The organism is Pseudomonas baetica (assembly GCF_051216495.1).
GTDB classification, from domain to species: domain Bacteria; phylum Pseudomonadota; class Gammaproteobacteria; order Pseudomonadales; family Pseudomonadaceae; genus Aquipseudomonas; species Aquipseudomonas baetica_B.
The window spans coordinates 25676-40911 of sequence record NZ_JBPKAM010000042.1 but is presented as its reverse complement, the minus strand read 5'-3'; the positions used below and the strand labels follow the sequence as shown (position 1 = coordinate 40911).

The window sequence follows — 15236 nt, the reverse complement described above, 5'->3', positions numbered from 1 at the left end:
CTCCAGTCAATAAGGGCAACCATGCCAAATCCAGCCCCACCCCAGGCTTCCCCTCCCCGCGCCCTGCGCTGGGCGGTGGCCGGCTCAGTGATCGTGATGATCGCTGCCGGCGGCCTGTTCTACTACGCCTCGAAAATGGCCGCGGCCAAGCGCCAGGCCAACCACGACGAAATGCTGGTGACCATTCACCCGCACAGCTGCGAGCCAAACACCCTGACGGTGCCCGCCGGCCACGCCAGTTTTCGCATTGTCAATCGCTCCGACCGTGCCGTGGAATGGGAAATCCTCGACGGCGTGCTGGTGGTCGAAGAACGGGAAAACATTGCCCCCGGCCTGAGCCAGGTGATCAATGCCAACCTGATGCCCGGCGATTACGCGATCACCTGCGGCCTGCTGAGCAATCCACGCGGCACCTTGCACGTCACCCCGACCGCCGCATCCGATGCGGCAGCCAAAGCCAGGCCGTCGATGGTGGCATTTGTCGGGCCGTTGTCGGAGTTCCGCGTCTACTTAAACAGCCAAGGAACTGCACTGATCAAAGCCGTCAGCGCCCTCGATCAAGCGATCGAAGCCGGTGACTTGAGCCAGGCACAAGCCTTGTACCTGCCGGCCCGCGCTGCATACCAGCGGCTGGCTCCGGCAGCACAACGCCTGGCCGAACTGGACAACGACATCAACGCTCGCGCCGATTACTTCGAGAAACGCGAGCAAGATCCTGCATTCAGCGGCTTCCATCGCCTCGAATACGCGCTGTTCGATCAACGCAATCTCGAGGAAATGGCACCGGTCGCCCAGCGTCTGCTTGCGGACGTCAGCACGCTTAAGCAACAACTGCTGGCCCAGTCCCTGCCACCCGAGCAACTGGTGAGCAGCGTGGTGCGCAATCTCAACACCCTCGGCGACGTGCGCGCAGGCAGCGGTGAGGAAGAACGCTACAGCCACAGCGACCTGAACGGCTTTGCCGGCAACCTCGACGCCGCACGTAAGGTAGTCGAATTGCTGCGCCCGCTGCTGGCAAAGTCCACCGCCGACCTGCTGCCGAAAATCGACAGTGCCGTCGCCGCCTTCGAAGCCGAACTCAATGGCTTCAAGGTCAAGGACGGCTTCGCCAGCTACGACAGTGTCAGCGCCGAACAACGCCAGCAGATCGCCGACAAGGCCAAGGCACTGGCCACTGCACTCGATGCTATCGATCCCGCCCTCGGCCTCTCCGGCCTGTAATCAGAAGACGAGTTTCAGATGAACGATTCAGAGCCATTCAACCTCCAGCGCCGCCGTGTATTGATGGGAATGGGCGCCGCCGGTGTCGCCCTCGCAGGCACCGCCTTGAGCTGCCCGGCCATGGCTGCCAGCCCTGCCCAGGTCACCGAAGCCCCGAGCAGCGACCATACCCAAGACCGGCACGAATTCCACGGCAAGCACCAAAGCGGCATCGTCACCCCACGCCCGGCGTCCGGCATGCTGGTGTCGTTCGATGTGCTGGCCAACGACCGTGACGACCTGGAGCGGTTGTTCCGCACGCTCAACGAGCGCATTGCCTTCCTGATGAAGGGTGGCCCGGTCACCCAAGTCGATCCGAAACTGCCACCGGTGGATTCGGGGATACTCGGCCCCGTGGTCACCCCGGACAACCTGACCATCACCGTATCAGTGGGCGCCTCCCTGTTCGACGAGCGCTTCGGTCTGGCGGACATCAAACCCAAGCGCCTGACCCGCATGGTCGGCTTTCCCAACGATGCGCTGGAGGCCGACTGCTGTCACGGCGACTTGAGCCTGCAGTTCTGCGCCAACACCACCGACACCAACATTCACGCCCTGCGGGACATCGTGAAAAACCTGCCGGATCTATTGCTGGTGCGTTGGAAACAAGAAGGCAGCGTGCCGCCCCAGGCGCCAGCAAAACCCGGTATACCGGCGCAAAGTGCCCGCAACTTCCTCGGTTTTCGCGACGGCTCGGCCAACCCCGACTCCAACGATGGCAACACCATGGACCGTATCGTCTGGGTCCAGCCCGGCAGCGACGAACCTTCATGGACGGCCGGTGGTAGCTATCAAGCGGTGCGGATCATCCGCAACTTCGTCGAACGCTGGGACCGCACCCCGCTACAGGAACAGGAAAGCATTCTCGGCCGGGTCAAAAGCACCGGCGCGCCTTTGGGCGGTAGCCATGAAACCGAGGTGCCGGACTACGCCAAAGATCCGGAAGGCAAGCTGACCAAACTCGACGCGCATATCCGCCTGGCCAATCCGCGCACCGCCGCGACCCAGGCCAACCTGATCCTGCGCCGTCCCTTCAACTACTCCAACGGCGCAAACAAGAACGGACAACTGGACATGGGCCTGCTGTTCATCTGCTACCAGGCCGACCTGGAAAAAGGCTTCATCACCGTGCAAACCCGGCTTAACGGCGAGCCGCTGGAGGAATACCTCAAGCCGGTCGGCGGTGGGTACTTCTTCACCTTGCCCGGTGTAACCAGCGATCAGGACTTCCTTGGTCGTTCACTGCTCAATGCCACTCAACCAACAAAAACCGCATAAACCACCTGCACGGAGCCGCTCCATGAAAAAGTCGTCACTGGCGTTAATGATTACCCTTGGCTTGCTCAACACCCCGTTCTCGGCATTCGCGGCCACGGCGCCGCTGGAGCTGGTGCAGCCGATTTCCGACTACAAGATCTACGTCACCGAGCAGCTGGAAGAACTGGCCAGCCACACCCAGCAATTCACCGACGCGGTGAAAAAAGGTGACCTGGCCACGGCGAAAAAACTCTACGCACCGACCCGCGTCTACTACGAGTCGATCGAACCGATTGCCGAGCTGTTCAGTGACCTGGACGCCTCCATCGACTCCCGGGTCGATGATCACGAAAAAGGCGTGAAGGCTGAAGATTTCACCGGCTTCCACCGCATCGAATACTCACTGTTCTCGGAAAACAGCACAAAGGGCTTGGGCGAACTGGCGGACGGCCTGAACAAGGACGTCAAGGACCTGCAAACCCGCGTCGCCGGCCTGACCTTCCCGCCGGAAAAAGTCGTCGGCGGCGCCGCGGCGCTGCTCGAAGAAGTCGCGGCCACCAAAGTCTCGGGTGAAGAAGATCGCTACAGCCACACCGACCTCTACGACTTCCAGGGCAACATCGACGGTGCGAAGAAAATCGTCGACCTGTTCCGTCCGCAGATAGAGAAACAGGATGCAGCGTTCGTCGCCAAAGTCGACAAGAACTTCGCCACGGTCAACACGATTCTGGCCAAGTACAAGACCCAGGGTGGCGGTTTCGAGACTTATGACAAAGTGAAGGAGAACGACCGCAAGGCGCTGGTGGGGCCGGTGAATACGCTGGCTGAGGATTTGTCGACGTTGCGGGGCAAGCTTGGATTGAATTGATTTTCAACGGCCCAGACCAGCCACCTCGAGCAAGCTCACTCCTACACTCAATGCAGGGGCTGGCTTGCTCGGGCAGGATCCCGATCAGATCAAGCTTGGTCTGGTGGATTCAAAGGAGTGAAACCACTGAGGGGCGGACCAAAGGGGCGCCCGTCATTATCAATCCCGTACCATTTTCCGTTGACCTGTACAGCGGATGTTTTAATTCCTCCCAACAAGCCGGTGCAGCTTGCGAGTTGCGCCTCCTGCCACCCTGGCGTTGGCGGACTGCTAACTGCCTCGAAAATCCTTCCTCCCAAAAAAATCCTGAGCTTGTCGACGCCAGTGAGCAGGAGCATCGCACCGCTTACGGTGGCGTGGCATACGCCGCTCGATACAAAATTGCCGACATTTTTCAGAGTACTCACCCCCCCTTTCATCAAATCCCGCGCCCCACCAAATGGATTGGACGCGGAAACGAGTGAAGTGGTGGCGATTTTCATTATCTGGAAAGCCTTGTACTTGACCGGTACGACGGACTTCGCCAGACCAGCTATTTTGGCTGCCCCGCCAGACAGACCGAGCACGATCATTAACGCATCCATGGAACAGCTGAAAACACCGAATAAGACCCTATCCCGCTCTCCAGAAGCAATGTCCTGCACACAACCAACGAAGGGTATTAGTTGCACTAAATACTCGCCCACGGATCGCCAGTAAGCGTCCCACCTCTCTAGAGAGGTTTCCCCTTTTGCACTTTTAAGAATGAATTCTTTACGCCCCTGCAGGAAATTATCACTGATCAGGCGATTGGCGATCTGTAAGATACGGCTGGAAAAGTAGCTATTTGGAACAGCAGTAGCTTTATTGTCTCCCACCCTCAGAGGTTTGGCGGAAAAACCGTCACCCAGCTTCTCGACAATCAACTTCGACGATTTGACATTTGCCCTGGGCTCGGTACCGGTTGAATAGGCCTGGAAGTCGAATGACAGTTCCGACCCTCGTTCTTTTACTGCTAAAAGGTGCGGATAGCCTGGGTCTAAGGGGGAACCATCAACTTTCGGAATTCCGCCCAACTTCAAATCAGCTGGCAAGTCGGTACGTTTGATGATTTTCATCCGGGCTGGAAACACCTCAAAGTAGATGACCTTTCCTTGGTGCTCACAGCGTATCAGCGTCCCAAACCGCCCACGAAACGACGCGCGTATCTCCGGAGTTTCAGAGTCAATAGCAACATCTGTTTCTTCACGCAGAGTGAATAATTCCACCTTGCCCAACTCTAGACATTGGCGGTCTTCCAGGGGTAATCCGGAAAACAACAATCTGATCGAATTGATAAAACCTTCCTGGTATTCATCGAAGTAGGCATCAACGGAAGATCTCAAGATCTCATTGATGTCAGGCAGTTGCTTTCGCTTCTCCTGAAACTCCTCGTCATTAACAAGTACCTTCCAGTCACCGTTCAACTTGCCAGACATATACACTTCAAGGAGTGACTGGCCGCTTCCGCTCATCATCTGATGATTAATCCCGACACTTAGTTTTTTATTCCAGAGCTTCACTCCCCTGATTTGATCATCAGCGATACCTGGAAAAATTTTACGGAGCTCAGCAAGGGCCAGGTCTTCACGAGATATCAGTGGCTTGGCAAGCGCCCTGAAAGCTTCAGTCTGTTCTTTTTGTTGCAGGTCAAAACTTCTGGCTGCGTTTTCGTAGTCGTCCTTCGAGTAGACAGATGTCGCGCGGGATTGAATTACCCCGTTCATGACACCCCATGCCACCATGATATCGACGCCCATGTTCTGAACCAACAGACGATGTTCTGCCGTGACCGGCTCAAGCACCGCCAACTCCATGAGCTGCTGATCAGTTAATCCACGGGAACATCCAGGGTTCGTTGTCTCGGCAATGACGGTACCCAAGCGCAAGGTTAACCAGCTGGCGGACCCCATGAGGATTGTACTATTGACGGTCACCAGAAATTCCGGCGCGACATCGGCCAGAAACAGATTCGCCACCAACGGCGCTGCCCCGGCACTTACCCCTTTGTTTTTTATCAGGTGCTCTTCTATATCGGTACGTATCGCGCCGAAATCACGCCCCATGTTTTTCGCTTGATAAATGTCATAACCCGCTATGGTGCCAAACTTTCCAGGGGCATCGGGATCTACGTTTAGTTTGATCGCAGCCAACAAAAGTTGCTGGTACTGGTACATCGACGACGTCTCTCCGTTGGCAGCGCCGTACCAGCCGAGCTTCTCAACAAATCGTTGACCCCAACTATCTACATTCAGTCTTCCACTGTTGAGCATCAGGTTCAGTATAAGCTCGGCCTTGTTGCGTATATTTTCAGCAGCGTCGTTGGGAAGCGTGTTGAACCCCAAAGCATGAAGAATTGAAGGAACCCCACTCAATGGCTTATTTGACCATTCAATGAGAAGGGCTCTATCCGTTTCAGAAAGCATGAAACCCGTGGCGGTTCCGCTCAGTAACCCGGCTGCATAGTTACCCAACGGTGGTGATGGAGGTAGCGACGTTTTCAGCCAGCGAATAACATTGCGTATTCCACCTGCATTTTCAGGTACATCGAATCCCATAAAACGTATCATTTGCAATAAATCGTTGGAACTATTGGTGTACAGTGCACCTCCTGTGTTTTCCGCATGCGCTATCAACTCATCGAGTTTCCCCTTTAGAACCGGATTATTGTTGATCGCACCAGCCAGATTAATCCACTTATCCTTGAAGTACACCTGAATCCTTTTTTCAGTGAGCCTGACGGGATGCTTACTACAATCAATTCCTCTTGCCTTACAAATATTAACCATCGCCGGTAACGCGACAAAATCGTTCAAGTGTTTGCGAATCTTCTCGCTCTTTTCAGTCAATGAAAGACTGACGAAACCAGCCATTTTTCCGGACAACGAAACAGTCGCGTTCTCAGCCTTGCCCGCTACACTGAGCTCGAGAGCGTTAATAAGTTGTGCACGTACACCGGCCTCATGGGTGCCCCGCTCAACACCTTCAATCGCTTTTTTCAAACGAGCCTTTTTACTGGCAGTGAACGCGGGCCAGTCCGATGCTTTCAGTTGGCTTGCAAGGCTTTTTGCGTTCGCTTCAGAAGTGGGTGGAGTCACTCCATAAAAGTTAAGCGCCACTGCAACAGGAATGGTGGACCAATCTTCATCTATGTAGCGCAACCCAACATCTTTGGGGTCGAGCAACGCCAGGATTGGCAGCAGTTCGCTTGAGGCCTGCCACCATCCCGAGGTATCCCATACGCTAAATTTTTGGTGAGTGCTCACACCGTCACGCGTGACAGTTCCTGAAACAGAGTCCTTGTGAATAATCAACGTACTCACATCCAAACCCTTGGACTCAAACCATGCATTTACTTTGGGGTCGTTCAATGCCTGTTCATATAGCTCCAGAGGCTTGCTCATCGAACTGTCTTTCGGGGCGGTCACCAGAAAATCATGTTCAGACTCCAACCTTTCCACAATACTTGTTTGCAGGGTTCCATCGGCGACTTGAGTCAATTGTTCCTGATTGACTGCCTCGAGTACCCATTGTGCGCTCTCATCGGCGGGCTCACTGCTTTCGACGCGTTGCGAATGTGCAGGGATATCCTCTTGCACGACGTGTGTATTTCCATTTTCGTCAACGTCGAAATGTGAAAACATCAGGCGAGAGTAACGATCCTTGGAATTTAAAACGCTCTCATCAACCAACTCTGCATACGTCTCTTCCGGATTCGATGGAACCGGTTGTTGCAAGAAGGATTTAACATCCGCCACCAAGTCGGGATCCAAATGAGGATCGTCGTAACTTGAAGCGTTCAGTCGCTCCCTGACGTATTGATCCACTTCGGGCATTTCATTCAGGGTCAAAACCACATTATCGATGATGAATTCCCGAAGCGCGGGATCGGCCTCCGGAGCTAAATGCGGGTCTACAGGCGTGGCAGCGTCGCCGAACCATCGGTTGTGAAAGTCGCTTATCGCAGCATGAATTGCGGCGAACCCTACCGTAGCGGTGGCGCGAGGGCGCTGCCTGATAAAGGTGATTGCAGTGCTCGATGTCGTCACGCCTGCAACTGCCAAGTAATTGGCAGTTGACTTAAGCCATTCAGCGAGTTGGATGCCAAACTTTTCCAGAATACCCGGCTCAACTTGCTCGACGGTATTGCCATAAGGATTACCCACTGCGCCGTACGAAGAAGATGGAACGCCTGCGAATGGAGTCTTCACGTTAGCATTCAAGAGCTTCTCCTTGAACGCTTTGAGCTGATCGCTCAGGTCTTCAAGTTCCACAGCGGCGACGGGGTTCCAGCCGGTAAATACGTGAATGGCTTGGTTCAATAGTTGATCCGCCTGTTGGGCGAACTGTCCGACTTGCTCGGACATACTCACAGCGGAGAAAACTGCTTTCTCTGGTGCAGGCTTAACGTGTTGCGCTTGAGGTTTGGGCACATAGGTAATTTGACGTAGATTTGGTGGCGAACGAGGAGGTCCAACCCTATCCATAGGATTCATATCTGTAAAAGATTTCAAGACGTTCATTACACACATGATTTTGGCTGCCAATGCGTTTATGTCTCGCAGCCCGCAGGGGTCGACATAGTCGTAAAAATCACCCTTGAGTTCGATTTCCCGAAGCGTCGATAACAATGTAAAGCCGCCCTCGTTTCCGGTTTTCATGGGCACGACTTCGGAGGGTACAAGCGAGGAGCGAAACACGAGACTCGCTATCTTATTTGCAATGAAGTGCATGGCGGACTTCGTATTACTATAAATTCCATGCCCCACATCCTTGACTGACAACGCCCGCGCCCCATCCAACGCAGAGTTGATACTGTTAACAAAAAGTTGCACGCTATCCAGAAACACAGCGGATGACGGTGTCGATGGTGGCTCAATACTTCGCCAGAGTTCATAAAGCGCACGTTTTTGCTGGTCGGGGAAGTTTTCTCTACCCTTGGTGTATGTCAGATCGTCAAGAAACTCGCCCAGCAGATTTTTTGCATCCTTGGAGGTGGGACAGCATTCAAAAAACTCTTCGAGTTTGGACAGCGTGCAATCGAGCCGATCTACGTTTTCTGAATCGTTATCGAGTTCTCCTTCAAGCCATGGCCCGATGGATGGCCGACAATCCCTGATGATCTTTTTAAGGGATTGCCATTGCGTATCTGGTAACCATTCGGCAATGCCTTCCTTGGCACCAGACTGAGGAATTTTTAAACGCTCAAGGAGCTCGCCCCCCCATTGGCAAGGGGGGAAACAGCAAATCGCCTCCAATAATACGCGCAGTTTTTCTGCCGCTGAATCACCCTCGGGTCTAATCGAGCGTATTGCCGCGTCAACAAATAACTTCGCTAGCCTACTGCCAGTTGCTGTGTACAAGAGACCGCTGCTCAGTATGGCAAACATCTCTGGCGCTGATAGCTTCTCGGTCTCCAAGTATTTTTGTACAAACTCCCAGTATTTATCCATAGAGGTTTGATTGTAGACAAGGTCGGCTTGGCCAGCGTATTTCACGCTATACACCGGGGGAGCAATAGCGTGTTTTATTGTTTCCGAATTAAGTTGTGTCAAACCCTTATTTAAACAAAATGAGGTATTCCTGACACTCAACAACGGCCTACCGACCTTAAACACGTTTGCACTTACTTCAAGAGGTCGTAAGGATGCAACCGAAATACTTGTATAAGAGGATACGGATGAACCGGGCATTGGAAATTCCTTTTCCAGAAGATGGCCGCTTCAACCTAAAGTGTTGGTTCAAAGAGCACTTTCAAAAAAGGCTTATATCAAGTGCTCTCCCCTCAAGCCAAATCTGCGTCAGTGGCCTGCCGCGCGTCACAAAATACGATACAGCAACCGCTCAATCCGCACCCGACTCACTCGCTTGAGAAACTTCGCCACCCCCGACGGATACTCCGGCAATGTTTCCAGATCCTGATAGCGCTCAATGCGCGTCGTGTACTGGAAGATCTCTTTCAGTTCCTTGCCACGCGGCTCAAGCAATTCGCCTTTTGGATCATCGATCAACAAGGCGTTTTCCAGGTCGAGGCGAAACGCCCGTGGGTTGAGGTTGTTGCCTGTCAGCAAGGTGTAGCGCTTGTCGATCCACATGCCTTTTAGATGGTAGGTATGGTCGCCATCCTTCCACAGGTGCAGGTTCAACTGGCCGCTGTCGATGTTGCGCTGATGGCGCTTGGCGAAGCGGCGCAGGCTGATTTCGTAGAGATACGGCAGCGCCGAGATCACCTTGAAGGGCTCGCTCGGCGGAATGTAGAAATCGTTGGCGGTCTTGTCGCCGACCACGATGTCGATTTTCACGCCACGGGCCAGTGCCCGGTTGATCTCACGGATAATCGCCAGCGGCAAATTAAAGTACGGCGTGCAGATGGTTAGCTGCTGCTGGGCACTGGCGATCAGTTCGCAAATCGCCCGGTTCAGCGGGTTGTTCTTGCCGACACCGAGCAATGGGCAGACCGACAGACCGCTCCTGTCCGTTGAGCCCTGGGTGGTGTCGTACGCAGCGTGCTTGAGGCGACTGCGCAGGTCGCCAATGTCGTTGCGCAAGCTGCGGGTGGTCGGCAGGTTCGGCAGATCGAGGCGGTGTACTGCCTTCGACGCCACCAGCCCATGCTGAATCAGATGTTGCATCGAATCGGCCAAGGCAGAGTTGTGCAACAGGTGATAACGGTCGTAACGGTACTTGTCGAATTTGTGCAGGTAGACGTTGTTCAGGCTCGCGCCGCTGTAGATCACGCAGTCATCGATGACGAAGCCTTTCAAATGCAGCACCCCGAACAACTCGCGGGTCTGCACCGGCACGCCGTACACCGGTACCACACTTTCATGGGTACGGGTCATTTCCTGATACCAGGCGGCGTTGCCCGGTTGCTTGCCGGCACCGATCAGGCCGCGCTGGGCGCGCAGCCAGTCAACGACCACCACCACGTCCAGGTGCGGGCGCGCCAGTTTGGCGGTGTGCAGGGCATCGAGAATCTCCTGGCCAGCTTCATCCTGTTGCAGATACAGGGCGACGATATAAATACGCTGGGTGGCGCTGGCAATTTTCTCGAGCAGGCAACGACGGAACTCGGCAGCGCCAGAGAGGATGGTGACGGCATCGGCGGTCAGCGGAAAACTGCGCAGTTTGGGCAGCAGGGAACGTTTGAAAAGCAACGGCATAGGGCTCGCAATCGGGTCGAATCCAGAGAGTTTGAGAGCTTACACCATGGATCGGCTTGGGTCTCGTCAGCGACTGTAATGCCCTCTTCGCGAGCAGGCTCGCTCCCGCATTTGAAATGCGTCTCCCTGTAGGAGCGAGCTTGCTCGCGATGGCAATTTCACTGCCCGAAAAATAATCTATTGACCAAGGAGAACGATCGTTCTACTGTTCGCCACATGAACGAATCAAACAGCAACGACACACGCGACATCATCCTGGATGTCACCGAAAAGTTGATCTACAAAAGTGGCATCGCTGCCACCGGCATGGATCTTCTGGTGAAAACCGCCGGTGTCTCCAGAAAAAGTATCTACCGCTACTTCGCCAACAAGGAGGAGCTCACCGTCGCGGCTTTGCAACGCCGCGATCAACGCTGGATGCATTGGTACAGAAGCGCGGTCGATCAGGCCGAGACCCCGGCCGACCGCCTGCTCAATCTGTTTACCGTGCTCAAGTCCTGGTTCGTGTCGGAAGGCTTTCGCGGTTGCGCCTTCATCAACACCAGTGGCGAAACCGGCGATCCGCAAGACCCGGTCCGCCTGGTCGCCAAGGACCACAAACAGAAACTGCTCGACTACCTGTGCGAGCTGTGTACCGAACATGGCGCCAAGGATCCGCAACTGCTGGGCAAACAGCTGCTGATCCTGATTGACGGTGCCATTACCGTGGCGCTTGTAATGGGTGATCACAGTGCCGCCGATAATGCGCAATGCATGGCGCGTAAGTTATTGGACCTGTCATAACTTAATCAAGCCCGACATCTAGCTCTACTTAACTTAACGGAGACTTGAAATGTCTAACGCCGAAGTTCGTCCGCCATTGCCGCCGTTCACCCGTGAATCGGCCATCGAAAAAGTTCGCCTGGCCGAAGATGGCTGGAACTCACGCGACCCGGAACGTGTATCGCTGGCCTATACCCTGGACACCCAATGGCGCAACCGCGCCGAGTTCGCCCACAACCGCGAAGAGGCCAAGGGCTTCCTGACGCGCAAATGGGCCAAGGAACTGGACTACCGTCTGATCAAGGAACTCTGGGCCTTCACCGGCAACCGCATCGCCGTGCGCTATGCCTATGAATGGCACGACGATTCGGGCAACTGGTTCCGTTCCTATGGCAACGAGAACTGGGAGTTCGACGAGAATGGCTTGATGGCCAATCGATTTGCCTGCATCAACGACCTGCCGATCAAGGAAAGCGAGCGCAAGTTCCACTGGCCGCTGGGGCGCCGTCCTGACGATCATCCGGGCCTTTCCGATCTGGGCCTGTAAACATTATTACCCTGTGGGAGCGCGCCTGCTCGCGAAGAGGCCATCAGATTCAACATCTATGTTGACTGATAGGCCGCTTTCGCGGGCAGGCTCGCTCCCACAAGGGTTTGTGGAGAGACCAGGCGGGTCGCCGCGACAGTTGGATACAGGTAAGATACCGCCCCTTCCCCGCAGCCCCCTTGCTGCACCCTGCCGATTAAGCCGATTCCATGCCTTTCGAACTCAGTGTTGACCTCTTCACCCTGGCCATTCTGGCCCTTGTCGCTTTCATTGCCGGTTTTATCGATGCCATCGCCGGCGGTGGCGGTCTGTTGACCACCCCGGCGTTGCTGACTGCGGGCCTGCCGCCGCATCTGGTGCTGGGCACCAACAAACTCAGTTCGACCTTTGGTTCGGCCACCGCCAGCTTCACCTTCTACCGTCGCAAGCTGTTCCACCCCCGGCAATGGATGCACGCCATCATCGGCACCCTGGTCGGCGCACTCGCCGGTGCCGGGGTCGCGCATTACCTGCCTGCCGAGTGGCTGAACAAGATGCTGCCGGTGATCGTCTTCGCCTGTGGCATTTACCTGCTGTTTGGCGGCACGCCGAAAGCGCCGCTGGACAGCGATGCACCGATTAAAAAGAAGTGGCAATCGACCCAGGGGTTCACCCTCGGTTTCTACGATGGCGTGGCGGGTCCGGGCACCGGTGCATTCTGGACGGTCAGCAGCCTGCTGATGTACCCGATCGATCTGGTGAAAGCCAGTGGCGTGGCGCGCAGCATGAACTTCGTCAGCAACATCGCGGCGCTGTCGGTGTTCATATTTTCAGGGCAAGTGGACTGGATCATCGGCCTGTGCATGGGCCTGTCCGTGATGGTCGGGGCGTTCTTCGGTGCTCGCACCGCCATCAGCGGCGGCGCGAAGTTCATTCGTCCGGTGTTCATCACCGTGGTATTGGGCTTGACCGTGCGACTAGCCTGGCAACACTGGTTCAGCGTGGCCTAAACGCCGCGCTACGTACACGTCGATCAGGTAGCGGGCAATCGAGCGAGACGCCGGCAACGGCGGCAACGCGTGAACGTTGAACCACTGGGCGTCTTCGATCTCGTCTTCCTGGCAGACGATTTCGCCCCCGGCGTACTCGGCATGAAAACCGAGCATCATCGAATGGGGGAAGGGCCAGCACTGGCTACCCATGTACTGGATGTTCTTGACCTCGATCCGCACTTCTTCGCGAACCTCGCGAATCAGGCAATCCTCGGCCGATTCGCCCGGCTCGGCAAACCCCGCCAACGTGCTGTAGACCCCGGAGACGAACCGTGGCGAGCGTGCCAACAGCACCTCATCGCCACGGGTCACCAGCACGATCATGCTCGGTGAAATACGCGGATAACTGCGCAAATCGCATGGCTGGCAATACATTGCCCGCTCCCGCGGTACCTGGGTCATCGCCTGACCGCAGTTACCGCAAAAGCGATGCTCACGGGCCCAGGTGCCGATCTGCGCGGCATAACCGAGCACCTTGTAGACCGTGTGATCGCCATCGAGCATGAACGCCCGCAGGCCTTTCCAGTTGCAGCCCGGCACGTCGCTGTGACTGCGAAGCTCCAGCAAATACACCGGCTCGCCGTCGAGGTGACCGATGCCATGCTCGGCGAGCACCGGCAAATCCTGGCGCTTGAGCCATTCACGGGGGAACAACGCGCCATTGTCATCGAACAGGAAGCCTTCAGGACTGCGGGCCACGGCCCAACCGCCCGGTTGATCGGTGTCCAGAACTGCAGTGGTCCAGCGTGAAATCATTTTTCAATCAATCCAGAAATTCAGGTTTCTGTTTGCTCATATGGGCAGCCATGGCCACGCGCAAGTCGGTGGATTGCAACATGGCGGCGTTCCAGGTGGCAACGTATTCCAGGCCATCATCGATGCGATGATCGCGCATGTAGCTGATCATTTCCTTGGTGCCGGTGACGGCAATCGGCGACTTGCTCGCAATCTCGCGGGCAATGCCCATGACACCGTCGAGCAGGCTGGCGGTATCGCTGTAGACGCGATTGACCAAGCCCATGCCCCAGGCTTCTTCGGCACCGAAGTTGCGACCAGTGTAAGCCAGTTCACGCAGCATGCCGTCACCAATGATTCGCGGCAAGCGTTGTAGCGTGCCGACGTCGGCGGCCATGCCGATGTCGATTTCCTTGATCGAAAACTGCGCATCCTCGGCCGCGTAGCGCATGTCACAGGCGGCGATCAGGTCGATGGCACCGCCCAGGCAATAACCCTGGATGGCCGCGAGCACCGGTTTGCGGCAGTTGTCGACGGCGTTGAACGACGCTTGCAGGTTCAGAATCTTGCGCCGCAGCAGCCGCGCGTTGCGCCCGACGTCCTTGCCCAGTTCATTGGCCACGCCGGCCAGCATCATCAGGTCGATGCCGGAGGAAAAGTGCTTGCCGTTACCGCTGAGTACCACCACACGTACGTCGTCGGTGTCGTCGATCCACTGGAAAATCTCGACGATTTCGCTCCAGAACGCGGCGTTCATCGAGTTGATTTTTTCCGGGCGATTGATCTGCACATGAGCGATTTTATCGACCAGTTCGACGTTGAACGCGGTGTATTGGGACATGCCGGTGATCCTTTTAGCGGGCAAAAAAAGAGGCCCGACTATAACAAGGCCGTGAGGTGGCGGTTCGGCCAAATGCGGGACTGGTCGGGATTGTGTGATGCTTTCCTTGAGTAGAACACCGCAAAAAAAATGAATAATTGTTCACGCTGGCGTGTTCAATATTTGCAGGTCGCCGACACCCTTGGAGCATGCCAATGAATAGCCGCTATTCGATATTCGCCGCGCCGCTTATCCTTGTTACCGTGTTGTCCAGCTCACAAGCCTGGGCCAATGGCGAGGACGACTCGCCCGCCAGGCCCCAGTGCCCCAGGGGGCAGGTGTTCGACACCAAGGGACAAAGATGCGTCAAGCAAACCAGCAAACTCGTGCCCGACGCCGACCGCACCGATTACGCCTATCAATTGGCCAAGGACGGGCGTTACGAAGAAGCCCTGGCGCTGCTCGACACGCTGGAGCAGCCGAACACTGCCAAAGCCTTGAACTATCGCGGTTACGCGACGCGTAAACTGGGGCGCACCGACGAAGGCATCGCTTTTTACCTGCAATCGGTCAAACTCGATCCACACTACGCCAAGGTCCGCGAATACCTGGGCGAAGCTTATGTGATCAAGGGTCAACTGGACCTCGCCCAGGAGCAATTGCAACAGATCAAATCAATCTGTGGTAACACCTCCTGCGAGGAATACCAGGACCTGGCTGAAGCCATCAACCATTCATCGAAAACCTGACTTTGCGAAACAACGGAGGCCGTTAT

At 55.7% G+C, this 15236-nt stretch carries 11 protein-coding genes; 7 read left to right on the top strand and 4 right to left on the bottom strand.

Annotated elements, in window-relative coordinates; translation table 11 throughout:
• Positions 1–21 precede the first annotated feature (21 nt).
• The 3 genes from efeO (ACSFE6_RS16375) to efeO (ACSFE6_RS16365) are packed head-to-tail and all read left to right on the top strand — an operon-like array spanning position 22 to position 3385.
• Positions 22–1221, top strand: coding sequence for an iron uptake system protein EfeO (gene efeO, locus ACSFE6_RS16375; RefSeq protein ID WP_435428593.1), 1200 nt, complete (start codon positions 22–24; stop codon positions 1219–1221).
• Positions 1222–1239: 18 nt separating this feature from the next.
• Positions 1240–2538, top strand: a complete 1299-nt coding sequence (gene efeB / locus ACSFE6_RS16370; protein WP_435428592.1) for an iron uptake transporter deferrochelatase/peroxidase subunit — start codon at positions 1240–1242, stop codon at positions 2536–2538.
• A 22-nt stretch (positions 2539–2560) separates the two neighbouring features.
• Entirely contained in the window at positions 2561–3385 is an 825-nt protein-coding gene (gene efeO, locus ACSFE6_RS16365; RefSeq protein ID WP_435428591.1) for an iron uptake system protein EfeO, read from the top strand.
• Between the two features lie 89 nt (positions 3386–3474).
• Here the strand turns inward: efeO (ACSFE6_RS16365) and ACSFE6_RS16360 are convergent, their stop codons facing one another.
• Both ACSFE6_RS16360 and pssA read right to left on the bottom strand, forming a co-directional pair.
• On the bottom strand, positions 3475–8901 hold the full coding sequence (locus tag ACSFE6_RS16360) for a hypothetical protein (RefSeq protein WP_435428590.1): 5427 nt from the start codon (positions 8899–8901) through the stop codon (positions 3475–3477).
• Positions 8902–9222: 321 nt separating this feature from the next.
• Entirely contained in the window at positions 9223–10566 is a 1344-nt protein-coding gene (gene pssA / locus ACSFE6_RS16355; protein WP_435428589.1) for a CDP-diacylglycerol--serine O-phosphatidyltransferase, read from the bottom strand.
• Positions 10567–10782: 216 nt separating this feature from the next.
• Between pssA and ACSFE6_RS16350 the strand changes: the two genes are divergently transcribed.
• From ACSFE6_RS16350 to ACSFE6_RS16340, 3 genes are all read left to right on the top strand, one after another.
• On the top strand, positions 10783–11349 hold the full coding sequence (locus tag ACSFE6_RS16350) for a TetR/AcrR family transcriptional regulator (RefSeq protein WP_435428588.1): 567 nt from the start codon (positions 10783–10785) through the stop codon (positions 11347–11349).
• A gap of 49 nt (positions 11350–11398) precedes the next feature.
• A complete protein-coding gene (locus ACSFE6_RS16345; protein WP_435428587.1) occupies positions 11399–11875 on the top strand; it encodes a DUF1348 family protein in 477 nt (158 codons plus the stop codon).
• A 209-nt stretch (positions 11876–12084) separates the two neighbouring features.
• Positions 12085–12864, top strand: a complete 780-nt coding sequence (locus ACSFE6_RS16340) for a TSUP family transporter (RefSeq protein WP_435428586.1) — start codon at positions 12085–12087, stop codon at positions 12862–12864.
• Here ACSFE6_RS16340 and nudC read toward each other — a convergent pair.
• Together nudC and ACSFE6_RS16330 are read right to left on the bottom strand one after the other, a co-directional pair.
• The gene (gene nudC, locus ACSFE6_RS16335; RefSeq protein ID WP_435428585.1) at positions 12832–13662 is read right to left on the bottom strand and encodes an NAD(+) diphosphatase; all 831 of its coding nucleotides are present in this window, start codon (positions 13660–13662) and stop codon (positions 12832–12834) included. The two genes, ACSFE6_RS16340 and nudC, sit on opposite strands and share 33 nt — an antisense overlap.
• Before the next feature lie 7 nt (positions 13663–13669).
• Positions 13670–14482: a crotonase/enoyl-CoA hydratase family protein gene (locus ACSFE6_RS16330; RefSeq protein ID WP_435428584.1), complete on the bottom strand. Its 813-nt coding sequence runs from the start codon at positions 14480–14482 to the stop codon at positions 13670–13672.
• Between the two features lie 194 nt (positions 14483–14676).
• On the opposite strand from ACSFE6_RS16330, the gene ACSFE6_RS16325 reads away from it, so the two are divergent.
• A complete protein-coding gene (locus ACSFE6_RS16325; protein ID WP_435428583.1) occupies positions 14677–15210 on the top strand; it encodes a tetratricopeptide repeat protein in 534 nt (177 codons plus the stop codon).
• Positions 15211–15236: the final 26 nt, after the last annotated feature.

Bases quoted from the DNA above. Each gene is read 5' to 3' on its own strand.
- efeO (WP_435428593.1), top strand. From the start codon at position 22: ATGCCAAATCCAGCCCCACCCCAGGCTTCCCCTCCCCGCGCCCTGCGC.
- efeB (WP_435428592.1), top strand. From the start codon at position 1,240: ATGAACGATTCAGAGCCATTCAACCTCCAGCGCCGCCGTGTATTGATG.
- efeO (WP_435428591.1), top strand. From the start codon at position 2,561: ATGAAAAAGTCGTCACTGGCGTTAATGATTACCCTTGGCTTGCTCAAC.
- pssA (WP_435428589.1), bottom strand. From the start codon at position 10,566: ATGCCGTTGCTTTTCAAACGTTCCCTGCTGCCCAAACTGCGCAGTTTT.
- ACSFE6_RS16350 (WP_435428588.1), top strand. From the start codon at position 10,783: ATGAACGAATCAAACAGCAACGACACACGCGACATCATCCTGGATGTC.
- ACSFE6_RS16345 (WP_435428587.1), top strand. From the start codon at position 11,399: ATGTCTAACGCCGAAGTTCGTCCGCCATTGCCGCCGTTCACCCGTGAA.
- ACSFE6_RS16340 (WP_435428586.1), top strand. From the start codon at position 12,085: ATGCCTTTCGAACTCAGTGTTGACCTCTTCACCCTGGCCATTCTGGCC.
- nudC (WP_435428585.1), bottom strand. From the start codon at position 13,662: ATGATTTCACGCTGGACCACTGCAGTTCTGGACACCGATCAACCGGGC.
- ACSFE6_RS16330 (WP_435428584.1), bottom strand. From the start codon at position 14,482: ATGTCCCAATACACCGCGTTCAACGTCGAACTGGTCGATAAAATCGCT.
- ACSFE6_RS16325 (WP_435428583.1), top strand. From the start codon at position 14,677: ATGAATAGCCGCTATTCGATATTCGCCGCGCCGCTTATCCTTGTTACC.